The organism is Pseudomonas sp. B20(2017), assembly GCF_002113125.1.
GTDB lineage: Bacteria > Pseudomonadota > Gammaproteobacteria > Pseudomonadales > Pseudomonadaceae > Aquipseudomonas.
Map to the genome: position 1 here is coordinate 49,454 of NZ_NEJP01000021.1, position 26,286 is coordinate 75,739.

The 26,286-nt window shown below is 60.9% G+C and carries 27 protein-coding genes and 1 other RNA gene; 14 read left to right on the plus strand and 14 right to left on the minus strand.

The genetic code is table 11. From position 1 onward, the window contains the following. Positions 1–8: 8 nt before the first annotated feature. Positions 9–569, minus strand: coding sequence for a YecA family protein (locus CAF63_RS25145; RefSeq protein ID WP_085689895.1), 561 nt, complete (start codon positions 567–569; stop codon positions 9–11). A gap of 125 nt (positions 570–694) precedes the next feature. On the opposite strand from CAF63_RS25145, the gene CAF63_RS25150 reads away from it, so the two are divergent. The 4 genes from CAF63_RS25150 (at position 695) to CAF63_RS25165 (ending at position 2,113) form a co-directional block, all read left to right on the plus strand. Beyond that, positions 695–904 carry a TIGR02449 family protein gene (locus tag CAF63_RS25150; protein WP_007940359.1) on the plus strand — a complete coding sequence of 70 codons (210 nt, stop codon included), beginning with the start codon at positions 695–697 and terminating at the stop codon, positions 902–904. Next, the gene (locus tag CAF63_RS25155) at positions 901–1,218 is read left to right on the plus strand and encodes a cell division protein ZapA (RefSeq protein ID WP_007951811.1); all 318 of its coding nucleotides are present in this window, start codon (positions 901–903) and stop codon (positions 1,216–1,218) included. The genes CAF63_RS25150 and CAF63_RS25155 overlap by 4 nt, the downstream gene beginning before the upstream one ends. A 30-nt stretch (positions 1,219–1,248) precedes the next feature. Beyond that, a non-coding RNA gene (ssrS, locus tag CAF63_RS25160) (6S RNA) lies at positions 1,249–1,427 on the plus strand. A gap of 80 nt (positions 1,428–1,507) precedes the next feature. Continuing rightward, on the plus strand, positions 1,508–2,113 hold the full coding sequence (locus CAF63_RS25165) for a 5-formyltetrahydrofolate cyclo-ligase (RefSeq protein ID WP_007951812.1): 606 nt from the start codon (positions 1,508–1,510) through the stop codon (positions 2,111–2,113). 35 nt (positions 2,114–2,148) lie between these two features. Here CAF63_RS25165 and CAF63_RS28875 read toward each other — a convergent pair whose 3' ends face one another. Next, positions 2,149–2,304, minus strand: a complete 156-nt coding sequence (locus CAF63_RS28875; RefSeq protein WP_007911192.1) for a hypothetical protein — start codon at positions 2,302–2,304, stop codon at positions 2,149–2,151. 197 nt (positions 2,305–2,501) lie between these two features. Between CAF63_RS28875 and CAF63_RS25170 the strand changes: the two genes are divergently transcribed. Beyond that, entirely contained in the window at positions 2,502–2,954 is a 453-nt protein-coding gene (locus tag CAF63_RS25170; RefSeq protein ID WP_085689897.1) for an EVE domain-containing protein, read from the plus strand. Between the two features lie 142 nt (positions 2,955–3,096). Here CAF63_RS25170 and CAF63_RS25175 read toward each other — a convergent pair whose 3' ends face one another. Next, entirely contained in the window at positions 3,097–3,504 is a 408-nt protein-coding gene (locus CAF63_RS25175; RefSeq protein ID WP_007951814.1) for a flagellar basal body-associated protein FliL, read from the minus strand. 150 nt (positions 3,505–3,654) lie between these two features. Here CAF63_RS25175 and CAF63_RS25180 point away from each other — a divergent pair, with 150 nt between their 5' ends. Further along, positions 3,655–4,632, plus strand: coding sequence for an NADPH:quinone oxidoreductase family protein (locus tag CAF63_RS25180; protein ID WP_085689899.1), 978 nt, complete (start codon positions 3,655–3,657; stop codon positions 4,630–4,632). Between the two features lie 61 nt (positions 4,633–4,693). On the opposite strand, the gene CAF63_RS25185 is transcribed toward CAF63_RS25180, so the two are convergent. Further along, positions 4,694–5,308 (minus strand): energy transducer TonB, encoded by a 615-nt coding sequence (locus CAF63_RS25185; protein ID WP_085689901.1) that lies wholly within the window; start codon positions 5,306–5,308, stop codon positions 4,694–4,696. A gap of 328 nt (positions 5,309–5,636) precedes the next feature. Here CAF63_RS25185 and glpT point away from each other — a divergent pair, with 328 nt between their 5' ends. Continuing rightward, positions 5,637–6,986: a glycerol-3-phosphate transporter gene (gene glpT / locus CAF63_RS25190; protein WP_085689903.1), complete on the plus strand. Its 1,350-nt coding sequence runs from the start codon at positions 5,637–5,639 to the stop codon at positions 6,984–6,986. Here the strand turns inward: glpT and CAF63_RS25195 are convergent. From CAF63_RS25195 to CAF63_RS25225, 7 genes are all read right to left on the minus strand, one after another. Next, positions 6,962–7,630 (minus strand): gamma-glutamylcyclotransferase, encoded by a 669-nt coding sequence (locus CAF63_RS25195; protein WP_085689905.1) that lies wholly within the window; start codon positions 7,628–7,630, stop codon positions 6,962–6,964. The genes glpT and CAF63_RS25195 overlap by 25 nt on opposite strands. Before the next feature lie 197 nt (positions 7,631–7,827). After that, positions 7,828–8,796, minus strand: coding sequence for a CDP-6-deoxy-delta-3,4-glucoseen reductase (locus CAF63_RS25200; RefSeq protein ID WP_085689907.1), 969 nt, complete (start codon positions 8,794–8,796; stop codon positions 7,828–7,830). After that, positions 8,796–10,262, minus strand: a complete 1,467-nt coding sequence (gene ubiD, locus CAF63_RS25205; RefSeq protein WP_007951823.1) for a 4-hydroxy-3-polyprenylbenzoate decarboxylase — start codon at positions 10,260–10,262, stop codon at positions 8,796–8,798. The genes CAF63_RS25200 and ubiD overlap by 1 nt, the downstream gene beginning before the upstream one ends. A gap of 69 nt (positions 10,263–10,331) precedes the next feature. Further along, positions 10,332–12,329 carry an acyltransferase family protein gene (locus tag CAF63_RS25210; protein WP_085689909.1) on the minus strand — a complete coding sequence of 666 codons (1,998 nt, stop codon included), beginning with the start codon at positions 12,327–12,329 and terminating at the stop codon, positions 10,332–10,334. 171 nt (positions 12,330–12,500) lie between these two features. Continuing rightward, positions 12,501–13,760, minus strand: a complete 1,260-nt coding sequence (rho, locus tag CAF63_RS25215) for a transcription termination factor Rho (RefSeq protein WP_007951825.1) — start codon at positions 13,758–13,760, stop codon at positions 12,501–12,503. Between the two features lie 250 nt (positions 13,761–14,010). Further along, on the minus strand, positions 14,011–14,340 hold the full coding sequence (trxA, locus tag CAF63_RS25220) for a thioredoxin TrxA (protein ID WP_003206727.1): 330 nt from the start codon (positions 14,338–14,340) through the stop codon (positions 14,011–14,013). A 120-nt stretch (positions 14,341–14,460) separates the two neighbouring features. After that, positions 14,461–15,168: a FadR/GntR family transcriptional regulator gene (locus tag CAF63_RS25225; protein ID WP_085689911.1), complete on the minus strand. Its 708-nt coding sequence runs from the start codon at positions 15,166–15,168 to the stop codon at positions 14,461–14,463. 256 nt (positions 15,169–15,424) lie between these two features. Here CAF63_RS25225 and CAF63_RS25230 point away from each other — a divergent pair, with 256 nt between their 5' ends. The 5 genes from CAF63_RS25230 to ppx all read left to right on the plus strand — a co-directional run bounded on the left by CAF63_RS25230 (position 15,425) and on the right by ppx (position 19,994). Beyond that, on the plus strand, positions 15,425–16,210 hold the full coding sequence (locus tag CAF63_RS25230; RefSeq protein WP_085689913.1) for a transporter substrate-binding domain-containing protein: 786 nt from the start codon (positions 15,425–15,427) through the stop codon (positions 16,208–16,210). A 21-nt stretch (positions 16,211–16,231) separates the two neighbouring features. After that, complete coding sequence (locus CAF63_RS25235; RefSeq protein WP_085689916.1) at positions 16,232–16,912, plus strand: amino acid ABC transporter permease; 681 nt, start codon at positions 16,232–16,234, stop codon at positions 16,910–16,912. Next, a complete protein-coding gene (locus CAF63_RS25240) occupies positions 16,909–17,559 on the plus strand; it encodes an amino acid ABC transporter permease (protein WP_007951832.1) in 651 nt (216 codons plus the stop codon). The genes CAF63_RS25235 and CAF63_RS25240 overlap by 4 nt, the downstream gene beginning before the upstream one ends. After that, complete coding sequence (locus CAF63_RS25245) at positions 17,546–18,283, plus strand: amino acid ABC transporter ATP-binding protein (protein ID WP_085689917.1); 738 nt, start codon at positions 17,546–17,548, stop codon at positions 18,281–18,283. Before CAF63_RS25240 ends, CAF63_RS25245 begins: the two co-directional genes overlap by 14 nt. 208 nt (positions 18,284–18,491) lie before the next feature. After that, the gene (gene ppx, locus CAF63_RS25250; RefSeq protein WP_085689919.1) at positions 18,492–19,994 is read left to right on the plus strand and encodes an exopolyphosphatase; all 1,503 of its coding nucleotides are present in this window, start codon (positions 18,492–18,494) and stop codon (positions 19,992–19,994) included. 66 nt (positions 19,995–20,060) lie between these two features. Here ppx and ppk1 read toward each other — a convergent pair whose 3' ends face one another. Both ppk1 and hemB read right to left on the minus strand, forming a co-directional pair. Beyond that, the gene (ppk1, locus tag CAF63_RS25255) at positions 20,061–22,286 is read right to left on the minus strand and encodes a polyphosphate kinase 1 (protein WP_085689921.1); all 2,226 of its coding nucleotides are present in this window, start codon (positions 22,284–22,286) and stop codon (positions 20,061–20,063) included. An 18-nt stretch (positions 22,287–22,304) separates the two neighbouring features. Then, positions 22,305–23,318, minus strand: a complete 1,014-nt coding sequence (hemB, locus tag CAF63_RS25260) for a porphobilinogen synthase (RefSeq protein ID WP_007951836.1) — start codon at positions 23,316–23,318, stop codon at positions 22,305–22,307. Positions 23,319–23,525: 207 nt separating this feature from the next. Between hemB and CAF63_RS25265 the strand changes: the two genes are divergently transcribed. After that, positions 23,526–24,182: a DedA family protein gene (locus CAF63_RS25265; protein WP_085689923.1), complete on the plus strand. Its 657-nt coding sequence runs from the start codon at positions 23,526–23,528 to the stop codon at positions 24,180–24,182. Here CAF63_RS25265 and CAF63_RS25270 read toward each other — a convergent pair. Then, positions 24,163–25,398: a sterol desaturase family protein gene (locus CAF63_RS25270; RefSeq protein WP_085689925.1), complete on the minus strand. Its 1,236-nt coding sequence runs from the start codon at positions 25,396–25,398 to the stop codon at positions 24,163–24,165. The two genes, CAF63_RS25265 and CAF63_RS25270, sit on opposite strands and share 20 nt — an antisense overlap. 115 nt (positions 25,399–25,513) lie before the next feature. On the opposite strand from CAF63_RS25270, the gene elbB reads away from it, so the two are divergent. Continuing rightward, positions 25,514–26,182: an isoprenoid biosynthesis glyoxalase ElbB gene (gene elbB / locus CAF63_RS25275; protein WP_085606045.1), complete on the plus strand. Its 669-nt coding sequence runs from the start codon at positions 25,514–25,516 to the stop codon at positions 26,180–26,182. Positions 26,183–26,286 lie beyond the last annotated feature (104 nt).

Genomic DNA, 26,286 nt, shown 5'->3' on the forward strand with positions numbered 1-26,286 from the left:
GCACGCGATCAGTGCAGCGACGGCTTGGCCGCTGGCGGCACGTCGGCCTTTTTGGTTTCGGAGAACAGCAGCAGCGGCGCTACACGCAGGTATTCCATGACTTCCATGTAATCGCTTTCGCCGTCTTCGGACTCTTCCAGGGCGTCTTGCACCTGGGAGATCGCTGCCAAATCTTGCAACACTTCAGTGGCTTCGGTGCTCAGCATGCTGCTGTCGCGGCAGTTCAGGCCGAAACCAGTGAGGAAGCCCTGGCACCATTCGCCCAGCGCAGCTGCGCGCTCGGCCAGTGGCGCGTCATCGTTCGGCAGCAGCAGAACCACGGTGATGTCGTCGCCGGTGAGTTCGCTTTTGACCATCTCTTGCAGGCCGATCAGCGCGGCGCGAACGTTGTCCTGCGGCTCGTTTTCGAGCAACTCGGCAGCATCGATCAGCCATTCCTCTGCGGTGAAGCCGGCACCGGCGCAGCTGCGGCCCAGCAACAGGCCGTGCAGTTCGGCAGGCGAAACGGAGTGACCGCTGGAATTGAGCAGGGTGGCAAAGCCTTGGTACGGGGAATTCTGAATGGGCATGGGCAGCTAGGCGCCAGACGGCGCTATGTCTAGAATGAAGGCCTTGTATCCTACATCGACAGACTCGCCAAGACCATTAAAGGCTGTCCCCCAGCCAAACCCATCAGACCGAATCAGTGGACACAATGGAAGACACCGACCTGCAAGCGCTGATGGCCAGACTCGAACTGCTGATTACCCGAGTCGAGCAACTAAAGAGTCAAAATGCACTCTTACTTGCTCAGGAAAAGACCTGGCGCGAGGAACGCGCGCACCTCATTGAAAAAAACGAAATCGCCCGGCGTAAGGTCGAATCGATGATTTCGCGCCTCAAGGCCCTGGAGCAAGACTCATGAGTTCAAGCAATAGCGTTACCGTGCAGATCCTCGATAAAGAATATTCGATCATCTGTCCCCAGGAAGAGCGCAGCAATCTGATCAGCGCCGCCCGCTACCTGGACGGCAAGATGCGCGAGATCCGCAGCAGCGGCAAAGTCATCGGCGCCGACCGCATCGCCGTGATGGCCGCGCTGAACATCACCCACGACCTCTTGCACAAAGAAGAGCGCCCGGACATCCAGGCCAGCGGTTCGACCCGTGAACAGGTGCGTGACTTGCTCGATCGTGTCGATCTGGTGCTGGCCGACGATCCGGACATCAGCAAGGGCTGATTCGCCAGGCCGCTTGAGTTATACTCGCCGCACTCCCTGGGGTGCTTGCCAGTTGACGATGTCCCTGAGCCGATTTGCACTACCCTGGGGGTTGCACGTTGGGCTGGTGTGCATGTCCGCCAGACGGAAAGCCTTAAAGCCTACTGCATCCTCCACCTTGAACTCTCGGGTTCAAGGGCTAAGTCGACAGCGGCTCATCCGGGGAGCCTGATTCGAATCCGATGCCGGTGCATGCCGGCATCGGATTTTTTATGCGTACGTTTTCGTCCCACCCTGCCGAAGCCGAACCATGACCGAACCCGCGTTGCTGCCCCGTCCCCAACTGCGCCGCCTGCTGCGCAAGGCCCGCCGCTCGCTGACGCGAAGCGAACAACGCCAGGCCGCCGAAGGCCTGTACAAGCAACTGGCACAAGACCCGCACTTTCGCCGGGCAAAACACATTTCCCTGTATCTGCCCACCGACGGTGAAATCGACCCGCGCCTGTTGCTGCGCGCCGCCCAGCGTCGGGGCAAGAAAACCTACCTGCCGGTGCTCAGTGCCTGGCCCCGGACCAAAATGGTCTTCCAGCAAATCCGCCCCGGCGAAAAACTCAAACCCAACCGTTTCCGCATCCTTGAGCCACGCGCCAATCTGGCCCGTCAGCGCAAGGTCTGGGCACTGGATCTGGTGTTGTTGCCACTGGTGGGATTCGACGATGTCGGCGGGCGCCTGGGCATGGGCGGCGGATTCTACGACCGCAGCCTGGCGTATCTGGCCCGACGCCAGAACTGGCGCAAGCCGACGCTGCTGGGCCTGGCCCATGAATGTCAGAAGGTCGAACGTCTCGCGCAAGCGAGCTGGGATGTACCGTTGCAAGGAACGGTGACAGACAAGGCGTGGTATTTCGCGGGATAGACGCCGCGCGGATCAGCGGCGTCGAAAAGGCAGTTTCAGCGTTTGAAGGCTGTTGACTGTTGTACTTGTTGCGCCACTTCAATCGGTGCATCGGCCTTGTTGGCCCACAGACTTTGCGCATAACCGGTGGTCACGACGCCCAGACCGAACAAAATTACCAAAGTCCACAGCAAATCCGGTTTGCGTTTCATCGATTGCCCCCCTCAAGGCACATCATCACGATGACAGCAGCGGTTTCCATTCGTAGGCCGTGCAGCAGCGTCAAGCTTTAAAGGCCGGCATTTTGCGACAACGTGAACCTCTGCGCAAATGCTGACGTCAACCGACCGTCGGTTTGTCATAAAATTGCCGGACAACCTGCCCAACGACCGCTTGAGGAGCACACACCATGGCCTACTGGCTGATGAAATCCGAGCCCGACGAACTCTCGATCAAGGGTTTGGAAAAGCTCGGCAAAGCGCGCTGGGACGGGGTTCGCAACTTTCAGGCACGCAACTTCCTGCGGGCCATGGCAGTCGGGGACGAATTCTTTTTCTACCACTCCAGCTGCCCGGAGCCGGGAATTGCCGGGATCGGCAAAATCATTCAGGCCGCGTACCCGGATCCCACCGCAATGGATCCGCAAAGCCATTATTTCGACCCGAAAGCCACGCTGGAGAAAAACGCCTGGAGCGCGATTGACGTTGCCCACGTAGAAACCTTCAGCCGGGTCTTGAAACTGGATTATCTGAAACAGCAGACCGCGCTGGCCGAGATGCCGCTGGTGCAGAAGGGTTCGCGACTGTCGGTGATGCCGGTGACTGCCGAACAGTGGGCGGCGGTGATGGCGCTCAAACCCTGAGCCATTTGTCGCCTGACAAAATGCCATCGCGAGCAAGCTCGCTCCCACAGGGTTCAGCGGCGATCACACAAATGTGTGGCACCACAAAATCACTGTGGGAGCGAGCTTGCTCGCGATGAGCCCCGCCCGGACAACAAATGCCTTACTGAATGATCAGGTTGTTGAACAACAGATCTTCAACCACCGGCTTGCCGGTCTCGTCGTTCATCACTTGCTGGGTCTGCTTCAAGGCTTCCTGACGCAGCTTTTCCTTGCCTTCGATGCTGCCCATCGCATCGGTGGTCTGCTGGGTGAACAGCGCCACCAACTGATTGCGGATCAGCGGCTCGTTGGCCTTGACCAGTTTGGTCGCCTCTTCGCCGGTCACCCGCAGCGCCACGTCGGCCTTGTAGACCTTGAGCTTCGGCGTGCCATCCAACCCGTAGTTGCCCACAAACGGCGGGCTCAGGGTGATGTAGTTGACCTTCGGCGCCTCGCCTTCTTTGGCTTCTTCGGCCAGCGCTGCCACAGGCAGAGACAGGGCCAGCAACAACATGATCCACGCTTTCACAATTCGCTCCTTATCCGGTTTGCGGCCTAGCATAACGACCCGCCGCTCAAGCACAAGCTTATGGCGGACTATCAGGGCCGGGCATGCTCGTTGACCCGTTGACTGCCACACCTACACTTATCGGCCATCACTCCCAAAGGAATAGCCCTGATGAAAGCCGTGCTGTGCAAAGCCTTCGGCCCTGCCGAATCGCTGGTGCTGGAAGACGTCGCCAGTCCTGTCGCGAAGAAGAACGAAATCCTGCTGGACGTGCACGCCGCCGGGGTCAACTTCCCGGACACGCTGATTATCGAGGGCAAATACCAGTTCAAGCCGCCCTTCCCGTTCTCGCCGGGTGGCGAAGCCTCCGGCGTGGTCAGCGCGGTGGGTGAAAAGGTCAGTCACTTGAAGGTCGGCGACCGGGTCATGGCCCTGACCGGCTGGGGCAGCTTCGCCGAACAGGTCGCAGTGCCGGGCTACAACGTGCTGCCGATCCCGCCATCGATGGATTTCAACACCGCCGCCGCCTTCAGCATGACCTACGGCACGTCGATGCACGCCCTCAAGCAGCGCGGCAACCTGCAACCGGGTGAAACCCTGCTGGTGCTCGGCGCTTCCGGTGGCGTTGGCCTGGCCGCCGTGGAAATCGGCAAAGCCATGGGCGCCCGGGTGATCGCCGCCGCCAGCAGCGCGGAAAAACTCGCCGTGGCCAAGGCTGCCGGTGCCGACGAACTGATCAACTACAGCGAAACCAGCCTCAAGGACGAGATCAAGCGCCTGACCGACGGCCAGGGCGCCGACGTGATCTACGACCCGGTCGGTGGCGACCTGTTCGACCAGGCCATCCGCGCCATCGCCTGGAGCGGCCGCCTGCTGGTGGTCGGGTTCGCCAGCGGCCGCATTCCCGAACTGCCGGTCAACCTCGCCCTGCTCAAGGGCGCGGCGGTACTCGGCGTGTTCTGGGGCTCCTTCGCCCAGCGCCAGCCGCAGGACAACGCGGCGAACTTCCAGCAACTGTTCGGCTGGTTTGCCGAGGGCAAGCTGAAGCCGCTGGTGTCGCAGGTCTATCCGCTGGGCAATGCCGCACAGGCGATCAATGATCTCGGGCAGCGCAAGGCTGTCGGGAAAGTTGTGGTGCAAGTGCGCTGAGCCGATCGAGCGATCCGGAATTGAAGGCAACTGCCGGATCGCCCTTCAGAACATTCCAGCCCTACATCAGACTGCGAATATCCTCTGGCAACAGGCTCATGTACGTCCGGACCGGACTGTCCCGACATCCCCGGACAATCGTCGGAATCCGCTTGTTCAGTCTGGCGATCATTGCCAGCCGCTGTTCGTCCGGCAACTGCGCCTTGTGGAAGACATTGGAAAGGTAGGCCCTGGTGTGAACGAACACCTTGGTATCGATCCACGACTGCTGCGCAATGTTGCCGAGGTATTCGTTCAGGGTGCGGCACTTCAAGGCTTTCAGCTGCTGGTTGATGTGGATGGGTTGATCCAGATCCAGCCTGAACACCATCGGCGCAAGGACTCGCCTTTCTGTCGGTCTGTCGCCCTCGACCGTCCACGGTTTGAAACGCCATTGCTCGACGGCGACCCTGACCGCTTCGATCAACTCCGGATGGCTGTCTTTCGCAAAGCTGATCCGGTCGACTGAGCCGTCGGCATGGACGGTGAACTCGGCGCCCACTTCACCGACCACGCCAGCCCTGAAAAGCCCCCGCGGATAGACCGGCCTCGGGTTGTTTTCCGGAATCAGCAGCACCTCTATCGCCCACGTACCTCCAGATGCCATCAGCAAAAACAGCAACACACACCACCGCATGAGCCCTCCCCCCCTTCACCGCACGAATGCCCGATTGGCACCGTCAAAAGGGTAGAGCCCGAAGGCCCGAAACAGAACGCCGTTACTTCTGCATTGTTCGCAGGACATTTCCCAAACCTGCGCCTTACAAAACCCTGAAACCCGGCAGGAAGACGCCGAAGTAACCTTTCCCACAACGCCGCGCACTTATATCTGAGCGACATGTTCATAAAGGAACGCGCGACTTCCAACATTTCCACTGTTTTGCCGATGGGAAGCGGTGCTATTTTCGGTAACGAAACTGTAACATTCGCATCCGCAGTCAAAACAAGAAATCTGGAGCTCTTGAATGTTTGCTTTCTTTCGTCCTGCCGCACATCAGGCTCCGTTGCCTGAAGAAAAAATCGACAGCACCTACCGACGCCTGCGTTGGCAGATCTTCGCCGGCATCTTCTTTGGCTATGCGGGTTACTACCTGCTGCGCAAGAACTTCTCGCTGGCCATGCCGTACCTGATCGACGATGGCTACAGCCGTGGCGATCTGGGTCTGGCGATGTCGGCCATCGCCATCGCCTACGGCCTGTCCAAGTTCCTCATGGGCCTGGTGTCCGACCGCTCCAACCCGCGTTACTTCCTGCCATTCGGCCTGCTGGTATCGGCCGGGGTCATGTTCATTTTCGGTTTCGCGCCTTGGGCAACCTCCAGCGTGACCATGATGTTCATCCTGCTGTTCATCAACGGTTGGGCCCAGGGTATGGGCTGGCCGCCGAGCGGACGCACGATGGTGCACTGGTGGTCGCAGAAGGAACGTGGCGGCGTGGTATCGGTGTGGAACGTGGCGCATAACGTCGGCGGCGGCCTGATCGGCCCGCTGTTCCTGATCGGCATGGGCCTGTTCAACGACTGGCATGCGGCGTTCTACGTCCCGGCCGCCGTTGCCCTGGCGGTAGCGGTGTTCGCGTTCGTGACCATGCGCGACACCCCGCAATCGGTTGGCCTGCCACCTATCGAGAAGTACAAGAACGACTACCCGGAAGGCTACGACGCCAGCCACGAAGACGAATTCAGCGCCAAGGAAATTTTCGTCAAATACGTGCTGCGCAACAAAATGCTCTGGTATATCGCCATGGCCAACGTCTTCGTCTACCTGCTGCGCTACGGCGTGCTGGACTGGGCGCCGACCTACCTGAAGGAAGCCAAGGGTTTCACCGTGGATAAAACCTCGTGGGCCTATTTCTTCTACGAGTGGGCGGGGATCCCGGGCACGCTGCTGTGCGGCTGGATGTCGGACAAGATTTTCCGTGGCAACCGTGGCCTGACCGGCATGGTGTTCATGGCACTGGTGACCGTCGCGACCCTGGTGTACTGGCTGAACCCGGCCGGCAACCCGACCATCGATATGATCGCGCTGTTCTCCATCGGCTTCCTGATCTACGGCCCGGTGATGCTGATCGGCCTGCAGGCGCTGGAACTGGCACCGAAGAAAGCCGCCGGCACTGCTGCGGGCTTCACCGGTCTGTTCGGGTATCTGGGTGGTTCAGTCGCGGCCAGTGCAGCGATGGGCTACACCGTGGACCACTTCGGCTGGAATGGCGGTTTCGTGCTGCTGGTGGGCGCTTGCCTGCTGTCGATGGCCTTCCTGGCCCCGACCCTGTGGCACAAGCAAGTCGCCAGTCAGAGCCGCGAAGCAGTCGCCTGATCGGTCTTTGACTTACAGCGCTTGAGCCGCGCCTCCAGATTTCGGTCTGGCATGGCGTGGCTGCGCAGGGCGTGGGCGGTCTGCTCGACATAATCGCGAGTGGTGCCGTAACGCCCGCAAGCGCTTTCGAACACCTGGCTCAGCACATGATCCGGCAAGTTGCCGGCGTAGCTGGGCAGGTGTCGCTCCAATACGAATCCCAGCGCCTGAACCTGGCTGCCATCTTCGAGTCGGCAGTTGAGCCAGTGTGGCCGATAGGACGGGAACGGCATCTCGCGTTTCCACAGCGCATACAGCGCGCTGTCCAGATTGTCTTCCGGCAACCGGTAGGCGAAGCCGCTGCACGAACCGCCGCGATCCAGACCAAAGACCAGACCCGGCATTTCCGGCGTGCCGCGATGTTCGTGAGACCACAGGTACAAGCCGCGATGGTAGCCATGCACTCGCCCGCGCACCCGCTCGACGGCGGAGCATTCCGGCCGCCAGATCAGCGAACCGTAGGCGAACAGCCACACCGGCCCGCCCTTGTGGCGCGCCATGGTCGATTGCATGGAAGCGAGAAGTTGTTCGTGTGTCAGCTGCGGCCCAAGATCGAGCCGCGGAGGGTAAGCCAGGTTCAGAAAAGCGTTTTCAATGGCGCTCATGGCGAATAGCGTTCAGCTCCCCGCGGGTGAAGAATTACTTAATAGAACGCACCGCTGTAACAATAAGGCACATATGTTTTAAGGCAATTTGAGTGCCATGGCACAGTTCTTAATTGATTGTCTGATTGATATATAACCTACCGGCATTTATGCATTTACATAAATACCGATCGGCTATATGGAGAGTTATAACGAACTTATGAGCGGGGTGCGTAAGCAAAGACATCCGCACGCATCTGATGAGCATCCATCCCCGCTTCCACCAGCGCATCCAGCGTGCCGTAGACCATGGCCGGCGAGCCGCTGGCGTAGACGTGCAGCGGCTTCAGATCGGGGAAATCCTCGCACACCGCCTCATGCAACATGCCACAGCGCCCTTCCCAGCCGCACTGGTCACTGACGACCTTGTGCAGGAACAGATTGGGCAACTTCAGCCATTCGTCCCAATGTTCGATTTCGTAGAAATCTTCCGGACGACGCACGCCCCAGTACAAGTGCACCGGATGTTTGAAGCCCGAAGCCCGGCAATGTTCGATCAGGCTGTGGATCTGACCCATGCCGGTGCCGGCGGCGATCAGCACCAGCGGCCCGTCCGGCAGTTCCGCAAGATGGGTGTCGCCGAACGGCAGTTCGACCCGCACCATCGGGTTGCGCTTGAGCTGATCGATCAGGCTCAGCGCACTGGATTCGCGCGCCAGTACATGGATTTCCAGATCGCGACCGCCGTGGGGCGCCGAGGCCATGGAGAATGCCGACTTCTCGCCGTTCTCGCGCTCGATCATCAGATACTGACCCGCGTGATAACGCGGCGGCTTGCCGGCCGGTGCCCGCAGGCGCACACGAAAGGTATCGCCACCGACGTCCCGGCATTCGATGACCTGACACGACACGCTGCGCACGGGCAGTTCTCCCAGCGCGAGCACGCCATCCCACAGCACGATGCAGTCTTCCAGCGGCTCCGCTATGCAAGTGTAGAACTCGCCGTGGTCATGCACCTTGCCGGCCTGTTCGACCCGGCCTTCCACCAGCAGCGCCGCACACACATGGCAATTGCCGTTGCGGCAGCTTTGCGGGCATTCGTAGCCCAGGCGCCGCGCACCATCGAGAATCCGCTCTCCGGGCTGTATCTCGAGCACCGCTCCGGAGGGCTGCAGGGTTACACGCATCAATCTATTCCTAACTGATTCCAGATGGCATCGATCCGTTGGGTGACGGCATCATCCTTGACGATGACGCGGCCCCACTCGCGAGTGGTTTCGCCCGGCCACTTGTGGGTGGCGTCCAGGCCCATCTTCGAGCCGAGCCCCGACACCGGCGAGGCGAAGTCGAGGTAGTCGATCGGCGTGTTGTCGATCATCACCGTGTCGCGCTTGGGGTCCATGCGCGTGGTGATGGCCCAGATCACGTCGTTCCAGTCCCGCGCATTGATATCGTCGTCAGTGACGATAACGAACTTGGTGTACATGAACTGTCGCAAAAACGACCAGACACCCAGCATCACGCGCTTGGCGTGGCCCGGATACGACTTCTTCATCGTTACCACGGCCATGCGGTACGAGCAGCCCTCCGGCGGCAGATAGAAATCGGTGATTTCCGGGAACTGCTTCTGCAGGATCGGCACGAACACTTCGTTCAGCGCCACGCCGAGAATCGCCGGTTCATCCGGCGGACGGCCGGTGTAGGTGCTGTGGTAGATCGGCTTGATCCGGTGGGTGATGCGTTCGACGGTGAACACCGGGAAGCTGTCGACTTCGTTGTAGTAACCGGTGTGGTCGCCGTACGGGCCTTCATCGGCCATCTCGCCCGGATGGATCACGCCTTCAAGGATGATTTCGGCAGTGGCCGGCACTTGCAGGTCGTTGCCACGACACTTCACCAGTTCCGTGCGGCTGTCGCGCAGCAGACCGGCGAAAGCGTATTCGGAAAGGCTGTCCGGCACCGGGGTGACCGCGCCGAGAATGGTCGCCGGATCCGCGCCAAGAGCCACGGACACCGGGAATGGCTGGCCCGGATGCTTCTCGCACCACTCACGGAAATCCAGCGCGCCACCACGGTGGCTGAGCCAGCGCATGATGACCTTGTTGCGACCGATCACTTGCTGACGGTAGATGCCGAGGTTCTGCCGGTCCTTGTTCGGACCTTTGGTGACGGTCAGGCCCCAGGTGATCAGCGGCGCCACGTCGCCCGGCCAGCAGGTCTGTACCGGCAGCATCGCCAGATCGACGTCGTCGCCTTCGATGACCACTTCCTGGCACGGCGCGTCTTTGACGACTTTCGGCGCCATCGCGATGATCTTGCGGAAGATCGGCAGCTTCGACCACGCGTCCTTCAAGCCCTTCGGCGGCTCCGGTTCCTTGAGGAACGCCAGCAGCTTGCCGATTTCGCGCAGCTCGCTGACCGACTCGGCGCCCATGCCCATGGCGACCCGCTCGGGAGTGCCGAACAGGTTGCCGAGCACCGGGATGTCGTAACCGGTCGGTTTCTCGAACAGCAACGCCGGGCCCTTGGCCCGCAGCGTGCGGTCGCACACCTCGGTCATTTCCAGCACCGGCGAAACGGGAATCTGGATGCGTTTCAACTCTCCGCGCTGCTCAAGCTGCTGCACGAAATCCCGAAGATCCTTGAATTTCATTGACGATGGCACCCTCAAAATAGGCGTACATCCTACCTGCTATGCCGGTCGCTGGCAGCCTGTCACTGCTTACTTGGCTGCATTCGCCTGACCTTTTCCCAGATTTGCCCTGGCCTGCAGGCTGACAAACAGCGGTTCGAGGATCGGCGCAACGAATCTCGCGCCGACCTCCGACAAGTGATTGTCATCGGTGTACAGCGAGTAGCCATTGAGCTCGGCGCGGCACAGACCGCTTTCATCGCACAATTTCGGTGCCGGATCGACGACGCGCACCGCCGGATCTTTAGCCAGATCGGCGAACAGCTGACTGATAAAGGCCTGACGCTTGTGGTGTTCGGCGACGTTCAGTCCGACGGCATCCACCGGGCGATCCAGCATCGCCAGCCGCGTCAGGCGGTACGGCGGACTGAAAGCCTGCAACGGCGCCTCTTTCACCAGCCAGACCCGATGCCCGCCGGCCCGCAACTGTGCCACCCGCGCGCGCAGGCCGTCAGCCAGGCGCTGCTCGGCAGCCGCACGGTCGTAGTGTCCGTCAGATTCTTTTAATGCGTGGCCCAGATCACCTTTGGCATCGCCATAGAGATACAGACTCCAGCGCGCCACCAGCACCACATCGCTGACGGCCTGCGGCTTGAGCGCCTGCACCACTCGCTGGTTGAATCGCGCACAGCGGGCGTCGTGCTCCAGACCTTCCACCGGTACGCATCCCGGCGAACTGGCGAGGATCACACTGACTCCGTGGGCTTGCGCGCCATCGTCGAACACCGGGATCAATGCGGTGGCATGGCTGTCGCCCCAGACCAGCGCTCGCGAGGCACGGTTTTGCAGACCGTAATGGCAGAAGAGCTTGTCATCAGGGGTCTTGTCATCCGCCAGGCAAGCCATTAATTCCGGCCGCCAGTCGCGCCCCTTCGCATATTGCAGCGCCTGATCGGACAGACGCCACGGCAGGCCATCGGTCCAGCGCAAGGCTTGCCCGGCCAATCCAAGCACCAGCACGCCACAGGCACCGGCCAGGAGAATCTGCCGACGCCCGGCCAACACGCGCCGCTCACGAAACGGCGTCTCGACAAACTTCCACGACAGATAACCCAGCACCATCGTCACCAGAATGAGTCCGGCACTGTCGAGCGCGCCTGGCTCATCGACGCTCGCGTAGCTGGAAAACACGAACACTGGCCAGTGCCACAAGTACCAGGAATAGGAAATCAGGCCGAAGCCGACCATGACCCGGCTGCTCAAGATTTGACCAACCCAGGTCTGGCGATGACCGTTGGCCAGGATCAGCAGCACAACTCCAAGCACCGGCAGCAACGCGGCCGCACCGGGAAACGGCGTGCGTTTGTCGAAACCGAACACCGCCAACAGAATCAGGCCCATACCCAACAGGCTCAACAATTGCGCCGCCATCGGCTTGAGGCGCCACGCATGCTTCGGCGCGATCGCCAGCATCGCTCCGGCCAGCAGCTCCCACGCGCGCATCGGCAACAGGAAGAAGGCTTTTTCCGGGTGATGGTGGACCGCCCAGACACTCAGCCCGAACGAAACGAGCAGCACGCCGAACAGCGCCAGCCGCCAGTGCTTCAAGCGGCTCGACATTAATGTCAGCAACAACGGGAAGACGATGTAGAACTGCTCCTCCACCGCCAGCGACCAGGTGTGCAGCAGCGGTTTGAGGTCCGAGGCGACATCGAAGTAGCCGTCCTGGCGCATGAACAGGATGTTCGAGACGAACAGCACCTGATAGCGCACCGAACGCCCGAGTTCTTCGTAGTCCTTGGGCGCCAGCAGAAACCAGCCCACCGCCAGCACCGCAATGATCATCGCAAACAGCGCCGGCAGGATCCGCCGCGCTCGTCGCGACCAGAACTCGACGAAACTGAACCGGCCGGCCTGACGCTGGTTCCAGATGATCGAGGTGATGAGGTAACCGGAGATCACGAAGAACACGTCCACACCGACAAAACCGCCGGTAAACCCCGGGACGCCAAAATGGAACAGCACCACGGCAATTACCGCGACTGCCCGCAAGCCGTCGATATCCCTTCGATAAGCGAGTGTGCTCATAAATCTTTAATGCCAATCAGATGGTTATTTTTTGTACAGCATCGAACGCTGCTTCTTGTTTTGCCAAGTCACTGACCTTACCAGATCGCAAACCTCCTGCCGGCCAGGCAAAAAACAGGCAAAAAAATGGCGCCCCCTGAGGGACGCCATTTTCTGAATCAACCGACGATGTTACTTGCGCTTCATCGACAGGAAGAATTCGTCGTTGGTCTTGGTCGTTTTCAGCTTGTCGACCAGGAACTCGATGGCAGCCACTTCGTCCATCGGGTGCAGCAGTTTGCGCAGGATCCACATACGCTGCAGTTCGTCGTCGGCGGTCAGCAGTTCTTCGCGACGAGTACCGGACTTGTTGATGTTGATGGCCGGGAACACACGCTTCTCGGCGATACGACGGTCCAGTGGCAGCTCCATGTTGCCGGTGCCCTTGAACTCTTCGTAGATCACTTCGTCCATCTTCGAGCCGGTTTCAACCAGCGCGGTGGCGATGATGGTCAGCGAGCCGCCTTCTTCGATGTTGCGCGCGGCGCCGAAGAAACGCTTCGGTTTCTCCAGGGCGTGGGCATCGACACCACCGGTCAGCACCTTGCCGGAGCTCGGGATCACCGTGTTGTAGGCACGGGCCAGACGCGTGATGGAGTCGAGCAGGATCACCACGTCCTTCTTGTGCTCGACCAGGCGCTTGGCCTTCTCGATCACCATTTCAGCCACTTGCACGTGACGGGTCGGCGGCTCGTCGAAGGTCGAGGCAACCACTTCGCCGCGCACGGTGCGCTGCATTTCGGTCACTTCTTCCGGACGCTCGTCGATCAACAGCACGATCAGGTGAACTTCAGGGTTGTTACGGGCGATGTTCGCTGCGATGTTCTGCAGCATGATCGTTTTACCGGCCTTCGGCGGTGCAACGATCAGACCACGCTGGCCTTTGCCGATCGGGGCGCACAGGTCGATTACACGACCGGTCAGGTCTTCGGTGGAGCCGTTGCCGGCTTCCATCTTCATGCGCACGTTCGGGAACAGCGGGGTCAGGTTCTCGAAGAGAATCTTGTTCTTCGCGTTCTCAGGACGATCGAAGTTGATCGTGTCGACCTTGAGCAGGGCGAAATACCGCTCGCCTTCCTTCGGAGGGCGGATCTTGCCAACGATGGTGTCACCGGTGCGCAAGTTGAAACGGCGGATCTGGCTCGGCGAGACGTAGATGTCGTCAGGGCCGGCGAGGTAGGAAGCGTCAGCGGAGCGCAGGAAGCCGAAGCCGTCCTGGAGAATCTCCAGCACGCCATCACCGGAGATTTCCTCACCGCTTTTAGCGTGCTTTTTCAGCAGGGAGAAAATCACGTCCTGCTTGCGCGAACGGGCCATATTTTCTATGCCCATCTGTTCGGCCAATTCGAGCAGTTCGGTAATCGGCTTTTGCTTGAGTTCAGTCAGATTCATATAGGAATGACGTAATCATTTATGGAGGGGGGGAAATTAAGCTTTTGGCTTAATGAGGCCGCGCCGCAGAGAAGGCGACAGGATCGCGTACTTATTCGAAAAGGAGTGCGTCGGCGACGGCTAGCAGGGGGCAGTGGAGAAACCAGTGCGGGGCCGAATGTACCACCTGAGTTTCGGAGCGTCTAGCCCTGTATACGCAAAAAGCCCCGCAATTTGCGGGGCTTTTTGAGGACCATCTTTACAACGACGCTTAGATGTTGGCGTCGAGGAAAGCAGCCAGTTGCGACTTCGACAGAGCGCCGACCTTGGTCGCTTCCACGTTGCCGTTCTTGAACAGCATCAGGGTCGGAATACCACGTACGCCGTGCTTGGCAGGGGTTTCCTGGTTTTCGTCGATGTTCAGTTTGGCAACGGTCAGCTTGCCTTTGTAGGTTTCTGCAATCTCGTCCAGAACCGGAGCAATCATTTTGCAAGGGCCGCACCATTCAGCCCAGTAGTCGACCAGGACAGCGCCTTCGGCCTTGAGTACGTCGGCTTCGAAGCTAGCGTCGCTAACGTGTTTGATCAGATCGCTGCTCATGGAATTCTCCAGGTTGTAAGCAAAAAAACGTGGCCCATCATAGCCGCCCTTCCCTTGTTCAGGAAGCCGCAGATGATTGAGTCTTGCTATGGCACTCGATGAGTTTGGGTATAGCTCAAGTCAAGCGCTGGCGGGGGCGATGAAGGAAATTCCGGTGCGCAGCGCTGCGTTGCGCACGTGCTCCTGCATGGCTTTCTGCGCGGCAGCGGAGGCCCGGCGAGCCAGGGCGCGGAGGATCTTGCGGTGTTCCTGCCAGGTTTCCATGGCCCGTTCGGCACGGATGAACGGTAGTTTCTGGCTCTCCAGAAAGATGTCGGCGCTGGCGGTGAGGATGCTCAGCATCGCCTGATTGCCGCTGGCCAGCAGGATCCGCCGGTGGAATTCGAAATCCAGTTTCGCCGCTGCCTCGAAGTCACCGGCGCGCAGTTGCTCGCGCATGGCAGCGACATTGTCTTCCAGTTCGTCCAGATCAAACGTGCTCAACGTCACCGCCGCCAGTCCGGCCGCGAACCCTTCCAGCGCGTAGCGCAACTGAAAGATTTCCAGCGGCGAAGCCTGGGCTGCAAACGGCCACGCCGGCGCACCCTCGCCGCGCGACAATTCCACAGGCGCCTGCACGAACACACCCTTGCCCGGCTGGATGCTGACCACACCCAATGCACTCAATGAAGACAGCGCCTCGCGCAACGACGCCCGGCTGACACCCAGCTGAACCGCCAGATCCCGTTGCGAGGGCAGCGCATCGCCGGGGCCGAAGCCCTGCTCGGTGATTAGTTTGCGGATCGCTTGCAGCGCCACTTCGGGTACGGCGCGGGAGATCGAGTTCATGGTTTTCCAGACGAACCAGGCCAAGGTGCGGCCAGTTGTAAAGCTATTCGAGGCATCAGGCAAGTCGTGCCCCAGCTGGGTTCGACAGGGCGCGTCGATGCGCTATCGCAGTGCGAAACCCGATCCGACTGTTCAGACCAGTAAGACCGAACAAACCCGCTAAACCCGTGGCTTTGCGGGGCCGAACCTCTATCTTGGCACGGCCCATGCTCTGTCCGATCGCAGATTTCACTTCCCGCCGATCCGGAGATTGTCCATGACGAAGCGTTACAGCGCCCTCCTCGCCGCCCTGTTTGCCGGTCTGATGCTGAGCCAGGCCCCTGCCCATGCCGACGGTCTGGATGACGTGGTCAAGCGCGGCACTTTGAAAGTCGCGGTGCCTCAGGACTTCCCGCCGTTCGGTTCGGTCGGCCCGGACATGAAGCCGCGCGGTCTCGATATCGACACCGCGAAACTGCTGGCCGAGCAGCTCAAGGTCAAACTCGAACTGACCCCGGTCAACAGCACCAACCGCATCCCGTTCCTCACCACCGGCAAGGTCGACCTGGTGATTTCCAGCCTCGGCAAGAACCCCGAGCGCGAGAAGGTCATCGATTTCTCCCGCGCCTATGCGCCGTTCTACCTTGCCGTGTTCGGCCCGCCAGACGCAGCCGTCAGCACCCTCGACGACCTCAAGGGCAAGACCATCAGCGTCACCCGTGGCGCCATCGAGGACATCGAACTGACCAAAGTCGCCCCCGAAGGCGTGACCATCAAGCGCTTCGAAGACAACAACTCGACCATCGCCGCCTACCTCGCAGGGCAAGTCGACCTGATCGCCAGCGGCAACGTGGTGATGGTCGCGATCAGCGAAAAGAACCCGAAACGCGTCCCCGCGCTGAAAGTGAAACTCAAGGATTCACCGGTCTACGTCGGCGTGAACAAGAACGAGCCGGCGCTGCTGGGCAAGGTCAACGAGATCCTGGCCACCGCCAAGGCTGACGGCGCGCTGGAAAAGAATGCGCAGACCTGGCTCAAAGAGCCGCTGCCGGCCGACCTCTGACCGGCGCCGCGGGAGACTTTAATGGCCTATCAGTTCGATTTCTTGCCGGTGGTGGAAAACATCGACCTGCTGCTGCGCGGGGCGTTGTTTACCCTTGAGCTGACGGCCATCGGTGCACTGTTCGGGGTTGGCGTGGGCATCGTCGGGGCGCTGGTGCGGGCGTGGAACATCCGCCCGTTCTCGGCAATCTTCGGCGTGTATGTGGAGTTGATCCGCAACACGCCGTTCCTGGTGCAACTGTTCTTCATCTTCTTCGGCCTGCCGTCCCTCGGCGTGCAGATTTCCGAGTGGCAGGCGGCGGTGCTGGCGATGGTGATCAACCTCGGCGCGTATTCGACCGAGATCATCCGCGCCGGCATCCAGGCGATTCCGCGCGGGCAGCTGGAAGCGGCGGCGGCATTGGCGATGAGTCGTTTCGAAGCGTTCCGCCACGTGGTGCTGCTGCCGGCACTGGGCAAGGTCTGGCCGGCGCTGAGCAGCCAGATCATCATCGTCATGCTCGGTTCGGCGGTGTGTTCGCAGATTGCCACCGAAGAATTGAGCTTCGCCGCCAACTTCATTCAGTCGCGCAACTTCCGCGCCTTTGAAACCTACGCCCTGACCACCCTCATCTATCTGTGCATGGCGCTGCTGATCCGTCAGCTGTTGAACTGGCTCGGTCGGCGTTATCTGTCTAAAAGCAGCGCAAGGAGCAGCCAATGAGCGACTTCACGTTCTGGGACATCCTGCGCAATCTGCTGACCGGCCTGCAATGGACGCTGGCGCTGTCGCTGGTGGCGTTCATCGGCGGCGGGATCGTCGGGTTGCTGATCCTGATCATGCGCATCTCGAAAAACCCGCTGCCCAGCAGCATCGCCCGCACCTGGATCGAACTGTTTCAGGGCACGCCGTTGTTGATGCAGCTGTTTCTGGTGTTCTTCGGCGTGGCGCTGGCCGGGGTGGAGATTTCGCCGTGGATGGCGGCGGCGATTGCCCTCACGCTGTTCACCAGCGCCTACCTGGCGGAGATCTGGCGCGGCTGCGTCGAGGCGATTCCCAATGGTCAGTGGGAGGCTTCGTCGAGCCTGGCGCTGAATCCGCTGGAGCAACTGCGCTACGTGATCCTGCCGCAAGCGCTGCGGATTGCCGTGGCGCCGACCGTAGGTTTCTCGGTGCAAGTGGTCAAGGGTACCGCGGTGACCTCGATCATCGGCTTCACCGAGCTGACCAAGACCGGCGGCATGCTCGCCAACGCCACCTTCGAACCGTTCATGGTCTACGGCCTCGTCGCCCTGGGCTACTTCCTGCTCTGCTACCCCCTGTCCCTCAGTGCGCGCTACCTGGAAAGGAGACTGCATGCCTCTGCTTAGAATTTCCGCCCTGCATAAATACTACGGCGATCACCACGTGCTCAAAGGCATCGACCTGAGCGTCGAGGAAGGCCAGGTGGTGGCGATCATCGGCCGCAGCGGCTCGGGCAAATCCACCCTGCTGCGCACCCTCAATGGCCTGGAATCGATCAACGACGGCGTGATCGAAGTCGACGGCGAATACCTCGACGCCGCCCGCGCCGACCTGCGCAGCCTGCGGCAGAAAGTCGGGATGGTGTTTCAGCAGTTCAACCTGTTTCCGCACCTGACAGTGGGCGAAAACGTGATGCTTGCGCCGCAAGTAGTGCAGAAAGTGCCGAAAGCCGAGGCTGCGGAACTGGCGCGGCAGATGCTGAAACGTGTGGGTCTGGGCGAGAAGTTCGATGCGTTCCCGGAGCGACTCTCGGGCGGCCAGCAACAACGCGTGGCGATTGCCCGGGCGCTGGCGATGTCGCCGAAGGTGCTGCTGTGCGACGAGATCACCTCGGCGCTGGACCCGGAGCTGGTCAACGAAGTGCTGAGCGTGGTCCGCCAACTCGCGAAAGAAGGCATGACGCTGATCATGGTCACCCACGAAATGCGCTTCGCCCGGGAGGTCGGGGACAAACTGGTGTTCATGCACCAGGGCAAGGTGCACGAGATGGGGGATCCGAAAGTGCTGTTTGCCGATCCGCAGACGCCGGAGCTGGCGAACTTCATTGGCACCGTGGAAGCGACAGCCTGAGGGCTCTGCGGGGGCCTGACGGACGCCTTCGCGAGCAAGCTCGCTCCCACAAAGGAACGCGTAGCCCTGTGGGAGCGAGCTTGCTCGCGAATGGCCGCGCCGCGGTCTTGAGACTTTATGCGCAGGATCAAGGGTTTGAACCCTGCGCGTTGGCGCCAGCGTTTGATCGTGGCACGATGGCGGGGTTATCGACCGAGACCCCCTGACCATGCCCCAATCCCAAGCCAAGAATCTGTCCCTGATCGCCGCGATCGACCTGGGCTCCAACAGCTTCCATATGGTCGTGGCCAAGGCCCAGAACGGCGAAATCCGTATTCTCGAACGTCTCGGGGAAAAGGTTCAGCTGGCCGCCGGCATCGACGATGAGCGCCAGCTCAACGAAGAATCCATGCAGCGCGGGCTCGACTGCCTCAAGCGCTTTGCCCAACTGATCAACGGCATGCCGCTGGGCGCCGTGCGGATCGTCGGCACCAACGCCCTGCGCGAGGCGCGCAACCGTGGCGAATTCATCCGCCGCGCCGAAGACATCCTCGGCCATCCGGTGGAAGTCATCTCCGGCCGTGAAGAGGCCCGCCTGATCTACCTCGGCGTGTCCCACACCCTCGCCGACACCCCGGGTAAACGCCTGGTCGCCGACATCGGCGGCGGCAGTACCGAATTCATCATCGGCCAGCGTTTCGAACCGCTGCTGCGCGAAAGCCTGCAAATGGGCTGCGTGAGTTTCACCCAGCGCTATTTCAAGGACGGCAAGATCACTCCGGCCCGCTACGCCCAGGCGTACACGGCGGCGCGGCTGGAAATCATGAGCATCGAACACGCCCTGCACCGCCTGACCTGGGATGAAGCCATCGGCTCCTCGGGCACCATCCGCGCCATCGGCTTGGCGCTGAAGGCCGGCGGTCACGGCACCGGCGAAGTGAATGCCGAAGGTCTGGCGTGGCTCAAGCGCCGCCTGTTCAAGCTCGGCGATGTCGACAAGATCGATTTTGAAGGCATCAAGCCGGATCGTCGGGCGATCTTCCCGGCGGGCCTAGCGATTCTCGAAGCGATCTTCGATGCTCTCGAACTGCAACGCATGGATCACTGCGAAGGCGCGCTGCGTGAAGGCGTGCTGTATGACCTGCTGGGTCGCCATCACCACGAAGACGTGCGCGAACGCACCCTGACCTCGCTGATGGAGCGCTACCACGTCGACCTGGAACAGGCCGCACGCGTCGAGCGCAAAGCTCTGCATGCGTTCGATCAAGTGGCCGTGGATTGGGAGCTGGACGACGGTATCTGGCGCGAACTACTGGGATGGGCGGCGAAAGTGCACGAAGTCGGGCTCGACATCGCTCACTATCACTACCACAAGCACGGCGCTTACCTCATTGAGCACTCGGACCTCGCCGGGTTCTCCCGCGAAGACCAGCAAATGCTCGCCCTGCTGGTGCGCGGCCACCGCCGCAACATCCCCAAGGACAAGTTTGCCGAGTTCGGCGACGACGGCGACAAGCTGATCCGCCTGTGCGTGCTGCTGCGTTTCGCCATCCTCTTCCACCACATCCGTGGCACCCAGGCGATGCCGCAAGTGGCGCTGCATGCCAACGGCAACCACCTCGATGTGGAATTCCCGGAAAACTGGCTGGATGAAAACCAGCTGACCCAGGCCGATTTCGGGCTTGAGGCCGAGTGGCTGACGCGGGTGGGGATTGTCCTGACCGTACACTGAGTAACCGGCAGGTACAAAAAAGGCGATCCGGATGGATCGCCTTTTTTATTGTTCCGAAATCTTCGGTCAGCTGCTCACCGGCAAAATCGGGCTGCCCAACCGCTCCAGCAACGTCGCCTGCGCACTGCGCGGGTTCTGGTTGCCGGTCGGCGTGTTGCGGATGTAGCGACCGTCCGATTGCAGGCTCCAGCTGTGGGTGTTGTCGGTCAGGTACAGCTCCAGCTCTTTCTTGACCCGGGTCAGCAGCTTCTTGCCTTCCACCGGGAAGCAAGTCTCGACGCGCTTGTCGAGGTTGCGCTCCATCCAGTCGGCGCTGGACAGGAACATCTGCTCCTCGCCACCGTTGAGGAAGTAGAACACCCGGGTGTGCTCAAGGAAGCGGCCGATGATCGAGCGCACGTGAATGTTGTGCGAAACCCCGGCGATGCCTGGACGCAGACAGCACATGCCGCGCACCACCAGATCGATGCGCACACCGGACTGGCTGGCCTTGTACAGCGCGCGAATGATCTTCGGATCGGTCAGCGAGTTGAACTTGGCGATGATGTGCGCCGGTTTGCCGTCGAGCGCAAATTGCGTCTCGCGGGTGATCATGTCGAGCATGCCCTTCTTCAGGGTGAACGGAGCATGCAGCAGCTTCTTCATGCGCAGCGTCTTGCCCATGCCGATCAACTGGCTGAACAGTTTGCCAACGTCTTCGCACAAGGCGTCGTCGGAAGTCAGCAGGCTGTAGTCGGTGTACAGACGGGCGTTGCCGGCGTGGTAGTTACCGGTGCCGAGGTGCGCGTAACGCACGATCTCGCCGGCCTCGCGACGCAGGATCAGCATCATCTTGGCGTGGGTCTTGAAGCCGACCACGCCGTAGATCACCACCGCACCGGCCGCTTGCAGACGGCTGGCCAGTTGCAGGTTGGACTCTTCGTCGAAGCGCGCACGCAACTCAATGACCGCTGTCACTTCCTTGCCGTTACGCGCGGCGTCCACCAGCGCATCGACGATTTCCGAGTTGGCGCCGGAACGGTACAGGGTCTGGCGCACCGCCAGAACATGCGGATCCTTGGCAGCCTGGCGCAGCAGGTCGACCACCGGGGTGAACGACTCGAACGGGTGCAGCAGCAGGATGTCCTGCTTGCTGATCACGCTGAAAATGTTCTCGCTGTTTTGCAGCAGTTTCGGGATCTGCGGCGTGAACGGCGTGTATTGCAGTTCCGGATGGCTGTCCAGCCCGGTGATGCTGAACAGACGCGTCAGGTTCACCGGACCGTTGACCTGGTACAGCTCGGTCTCGCTCAGGTTGAACTGCTTGAGCAGGTAGTCCGACAGGTGTTTCGGGCAAGTGTCGGCGACTTCCAGGCGCACGGCGTCACCGTAACGACGGGAGAACAACTCGCCACGCAGAGCACGGGCCAGGTCTTCGACGTCTTCGGAGTCGAGCGCAAGGTCGGCATTTCGGGTCAGACGGAACTGGTAGCAGCCCTTGACCTTCATGCCCTGGAACAGGTCATCGGCGTGGGCGTGGATCATCGACGACAGGAACACATAGTTGTCGCCAGGGCCGCCGACTTCTTCCGGCACCTTGATGATCCGCGGCAGCAGGCGCGGCGCCGGGATGATCGCCAGACCGGAATCGCGCCCGAACGCGTCGATACCTTCGAGCTCGACGATAAAGTTCAGGCTCTTGTTCACCAGCAACGGGAACGGGTGCGTCGGGTCGAGGCCGATCGGGGTGATGATCGGCGCGATCTCGTCGCGGAAATAGCGGCGAACCCAGGTCTTGAGCTTGGTCGTCCAGTTGCGCCGACGGATGAAGCGCACCTGATGCTTTTCCAGCTCCGGCAACAGAATGTCGTTGAGAATCGCGTACTGGCGGTCCACGTGACCGTGCACCAGCTCGCTGATGCGGGCCAGGGCCTGATGCGGTTGCAGGCCGTCTGCGCCGGCCTGTTCACGGGCGAAGGTGATCTGCTTCTTGAGGCCGGCGACGCGGATTTCAAAGAATTCGTCGAGGTTGCTGGAGAAGATCAGCAGGAACTTCAGCCGCTCCAGCAACGGATAGGACTCGTCCAGCGCCTGTTCCAGCACGCGGATGTTGAACTGCAGTTGCGACAACTCACGGTGGATGTACAGGCTGCTGTCATCCAGGCCGGGAATCGCGATCGCCGGGACCGCCGCTGCGGCTTCTGTGGCCGGCGCGGGTGGCGCAGGCTCCAGTTCCGGCGGGGTTTCGGTAATCTGCTCGACCACGGGTTGAGCTTCTTTTACGGCAACTTCAGTGAGTCCTTCGGTATTCATCGAATGTTCCTGGGAGGGCTATTTCTGCTCTCGTAACAATTGAGCGGCACGGACAGCAAAGTAAGTCAGGATGCCATCAGCGCCGGCACGTTTAAAGGCGGTCAGGGATTCGAGGATCACGCCTTCGCTCAACCAGCCATTCTGGATCGCCGCCATGTGCATGGCGTATTCGCCGCTTACTTGATAGACGAAAGTCGGCACTTTGAAGGCATCTTTTACCCGGAACAGAATGTCCAGGTACGGCATGCCGGGTTTGACCATGACCATGTCCGCGCCTTCAGACAAGTCCGCGCCCACTTCGTGCAGCGCTTCGTCGCTGTTGGCCGGGTCCATCTGATAGGAGGCCTTGTTCGCCTTGCCCAGGTTCGCGGCCGAGCCGACAGCATCGCGAAACGGGCCGTAATAGGCGCTGGCGTACTTGGCCGAATAGGCCATGATCCGCACGTTGACGTGACCGGCCAGCTCCAGCGCTTCGCGGATCGCCTGAATGCGGCCGTCCATCATGTCCGACGGGGCAACCACCTGGGCGCCCGCAGCGGCGTGGGACAAGGCCTGTTTGACCAGTGCATCGACGGTGATGTCGTTCTGCACATAGCCTTCTTCATCGAGAATGCCGTCCTGACCGTGAGTGGTGAACGGGTCGAGGGCAACGTCGGTGATCACGCCGAGCTCGGGGAACCGGTCACGCAGCGCACGGGTGGCGCGCTGGGCGATACCTTCGGGATTCCAGGCTTCGGCGGCGTCGAGGGATTTGAGTTCGGGCGGGGTAACTGGAAACAGCGCCAGCGCCGGGATCCCCAGTTCGACCCATTTCGCCGCTTCTTCAAGCAGCAGGTCGATGGTCAGGCGCTCGACACCCGGCATCGAGGCCACGGCTTCGCGGCGGTTTTCACCGTCGAGCACGAACACCGGCAGGATCAGGTCATCGACCGTCAACACATTCTCACGCACCAGCCGCCGGGAAAAATCATCACGACGATTGCGACGCAGACGGGTGGCAGGGAACAGACGATTGGCTGGGGTAAAGCTCACGGCAGACTCCTGAGCCCGCGCAAACGGGCGAGCGTGACAGTTATAGACGGCCATTATGACGAACAGATGACAGTTGTGTGAGACCTGTGACGTGTAGTCGCATTCCATTCTCAGCGTAGGAATTGTTCACGTCGAGACACATTTCGACACTTTCCTGAATGTGCCCGAAGGGTTAGGCTGCGCGTTCATTTCGCCAGCACCCAGACAATGCTCCAACAATTTCTGCATGACTTCGGCTACTTTGCCCTGTTTCTCGGCACGTTTTTCGAAGGCGAAACCATCCTGGTGCTCGCGGGCTTCCTCGCGTTCCGTGAATACATGGACATCAAACTGGTGGTGGTCGTGGCGTTCTTCGGCAGCTATGCCGGCGATCAGCTGTGGTACTTCCTGGGCCGCAAGCACGGGCGCAAATTGCTGGCGCGCAAACCGCGCTGGCAGATGATGGGCGACCGCGCGCTGGAACACATCCGCAAGCACCCGGACATCTGGGTCTTGAGCTTCCGCTTCGTGTACGGCCTGCGTACGGTGATGCCGGTGGCGATCGGCCTGTCGGGCTATCCGCCGGGACGTTATCTGCTGTTGAACGGTATCGGCGCCGCGATCTGGGCCACCGCCCTGGCCGCTGCCGCCTACCATTTCGGCGCCGTGCTCGAAGGCATGCTCGGCAGCATCAAGAAGTATGAGTTGTGGGTGCTGGGCGCGCTGCTGGTGCTCGGTCTGGGCCTGTGGCTGCGCCGCCGGTTCAAGAATGCCCGGCTGGCGAAAAAGGTCTACGAAGAAGAACAGGCCGAGCAACTGGCCAAAGCCGAACGGCACACAGCCGAAGTGGCCAAGACCGCCGACCCTAAGACGCCAGCCGAGTAAGTCGCTGGCGGCAGCAATACAGCCCGATACCGCTGAGCAGGCTGTAACTGAGCAGGCCGACCCACATCCCCGGGCTGGCCGGCCACAGCCCGACCAGCGGCGCCAGCCACACCAGCGGCAGGTTCGATGCCAGCCGCAGCACTTCCAGCCTCCCCGCCCACGGGCGATTCTCCAGGGCCACGCCCAACACGAACAAACCGAACGCCACCGCGCCCCAGCCCAGCACCAATGCACCGGTGGGCAGACTGTGTTCCAGATTCATCAGATAACTGCCCAGCGCCACGTAGACGCCAAACTGCAACCCCACGTACCACTGCTGACGACTGTCCAGCGGCACCTCGAATTTGCGGAACTGGCCCAGGTCCGGCTTGCTCATCGGGTACTTCGCCGCGACGTCCGCCGGACGCCAGCCAGTACGCATGAACCAGATCCGGATTTTGTCCCAGGTACGCTCGGCCCGGCGCGCGTCATCCCACAGCTGCGCGTAGAACTGCAGGTTGGCCCACAACGGATTCCAGCTCGCCAGCGGCGTGGTCACGCCGAAAATCACCGGTTCGTTGTCGTCCTCTTCCTGGAACGAGCCGAACAGACGGTCCCAAATAATGAACACCCCGCCGTAGTTGCGATCCATGTAGAGAGCGTTCTGTGCATGGTGAGCCCGATGATTGGACGGCGTGACGAAGCACCACTCGAACCAGCCGAGCTTGGGAATGTGCCGGGTATGGACCCAGAACTGATACAGCAGATTCAGCGCCGCAACGCTGACGAACACCAGCAGCGGCACCCCGAGCACGGCCATCGGCAGGTAGAAGATCCAGCTCAGCAGGAACCCGGTGCTGGTCTGGCGCAAGGCCGTGGAAAGGTTGTAGTCCTCGCTCTGGTGATGCACCGAATGCGCGGCCCAAAGGATGTTGCGTTCATGGCCCATGCGATGCAGCCAGTAATAGCAGAAGTCATAGAAGACAAAGGCAAACACCCAGACCCAGACGCTGTCCGCCGGCAACCTGACCAGCGCCAGATGCTCCAGGGCAAACGCATAGGTCACCAGGCCCACACCCTTGGTCAACAGGCCGGTAGTGGTCGACAACACCCCGGTGCTGATGCTGTTCACCGCATCGGCCAGGCGATAGTTGCTCACCCCGCGCCAACGGTCGGCGATGAGCTCCACCGCAATCAATACGAAGAAAAACGGTACCGCATACAGGATGAAGTTCATGACGCGCCCTGGTCGGAATCTGTAGCACAGATCCTAGGTGTAGCCGCGGCTTGATCCTATGGCAACGAACGACAAATTAGAGGACATTTAACGCCATGAATCTGGAGAGAAACCCATGAGCAAAAAAGTTGCAGTGATCCTGTCCGGTTGCGGCGTGTACGACGGCGCCGAGATCCACGAGAGCGTCATCACCCTGCTGCGCCTCGACCAGCGCGGCGCCCAGGTGCAGTGCTTTGCCCCGAACATCGCGCAATTGCATGTGATCAACCACCTGACCGGCGAAGAAATGCCCGAATCGCGCAACGTGCTGGTGGAATCGGCACGCATCGCCCGGGGCAACGTCAAGGATCTGCGCGAGGCCGATGTCGAGGACTTCGATGCGCTGATCGTGCCCGGCGGCTTTGGTGCGGCGAAAAACCTGTCGAACTTCGCGATCGAAGGCGCCGGCTGCACCGTGCAGCCGGAAGTCCTGGCGCTGGCCGAAGCCTTTGCCGAAGCGGGCAAGCCTGTTGGCCTGATCTGCATCTCGCCGGCACTGGCCGCGAAAATCTACGGCCCGGGCGTGACCTGCACCATCGGCAACGACGCCGACACGGCCGCCGCCATGAACAAGATGGGCGCCACCCACGAAGACTGCGCGGTGACCGACATCATCGAAGACAAGGCGCGCAAACTGGTGACCACCCCGGCCTACATGCTGGCGCAGACGATCAGCGAAGCGGCTTCGGGGATCAACAAGCTGGTGGATCGGGTGCTAGAGCTGACCCACGAAAACGACGCCTGATCTCTTGGTCGAATACACACCCAATGTGGGAGCGGGCTTGCTCGCGAAGACGTCAGGTCAGACAACTATTCGTTGAATGACACACCCCCTTCGCGAGCAAGCCC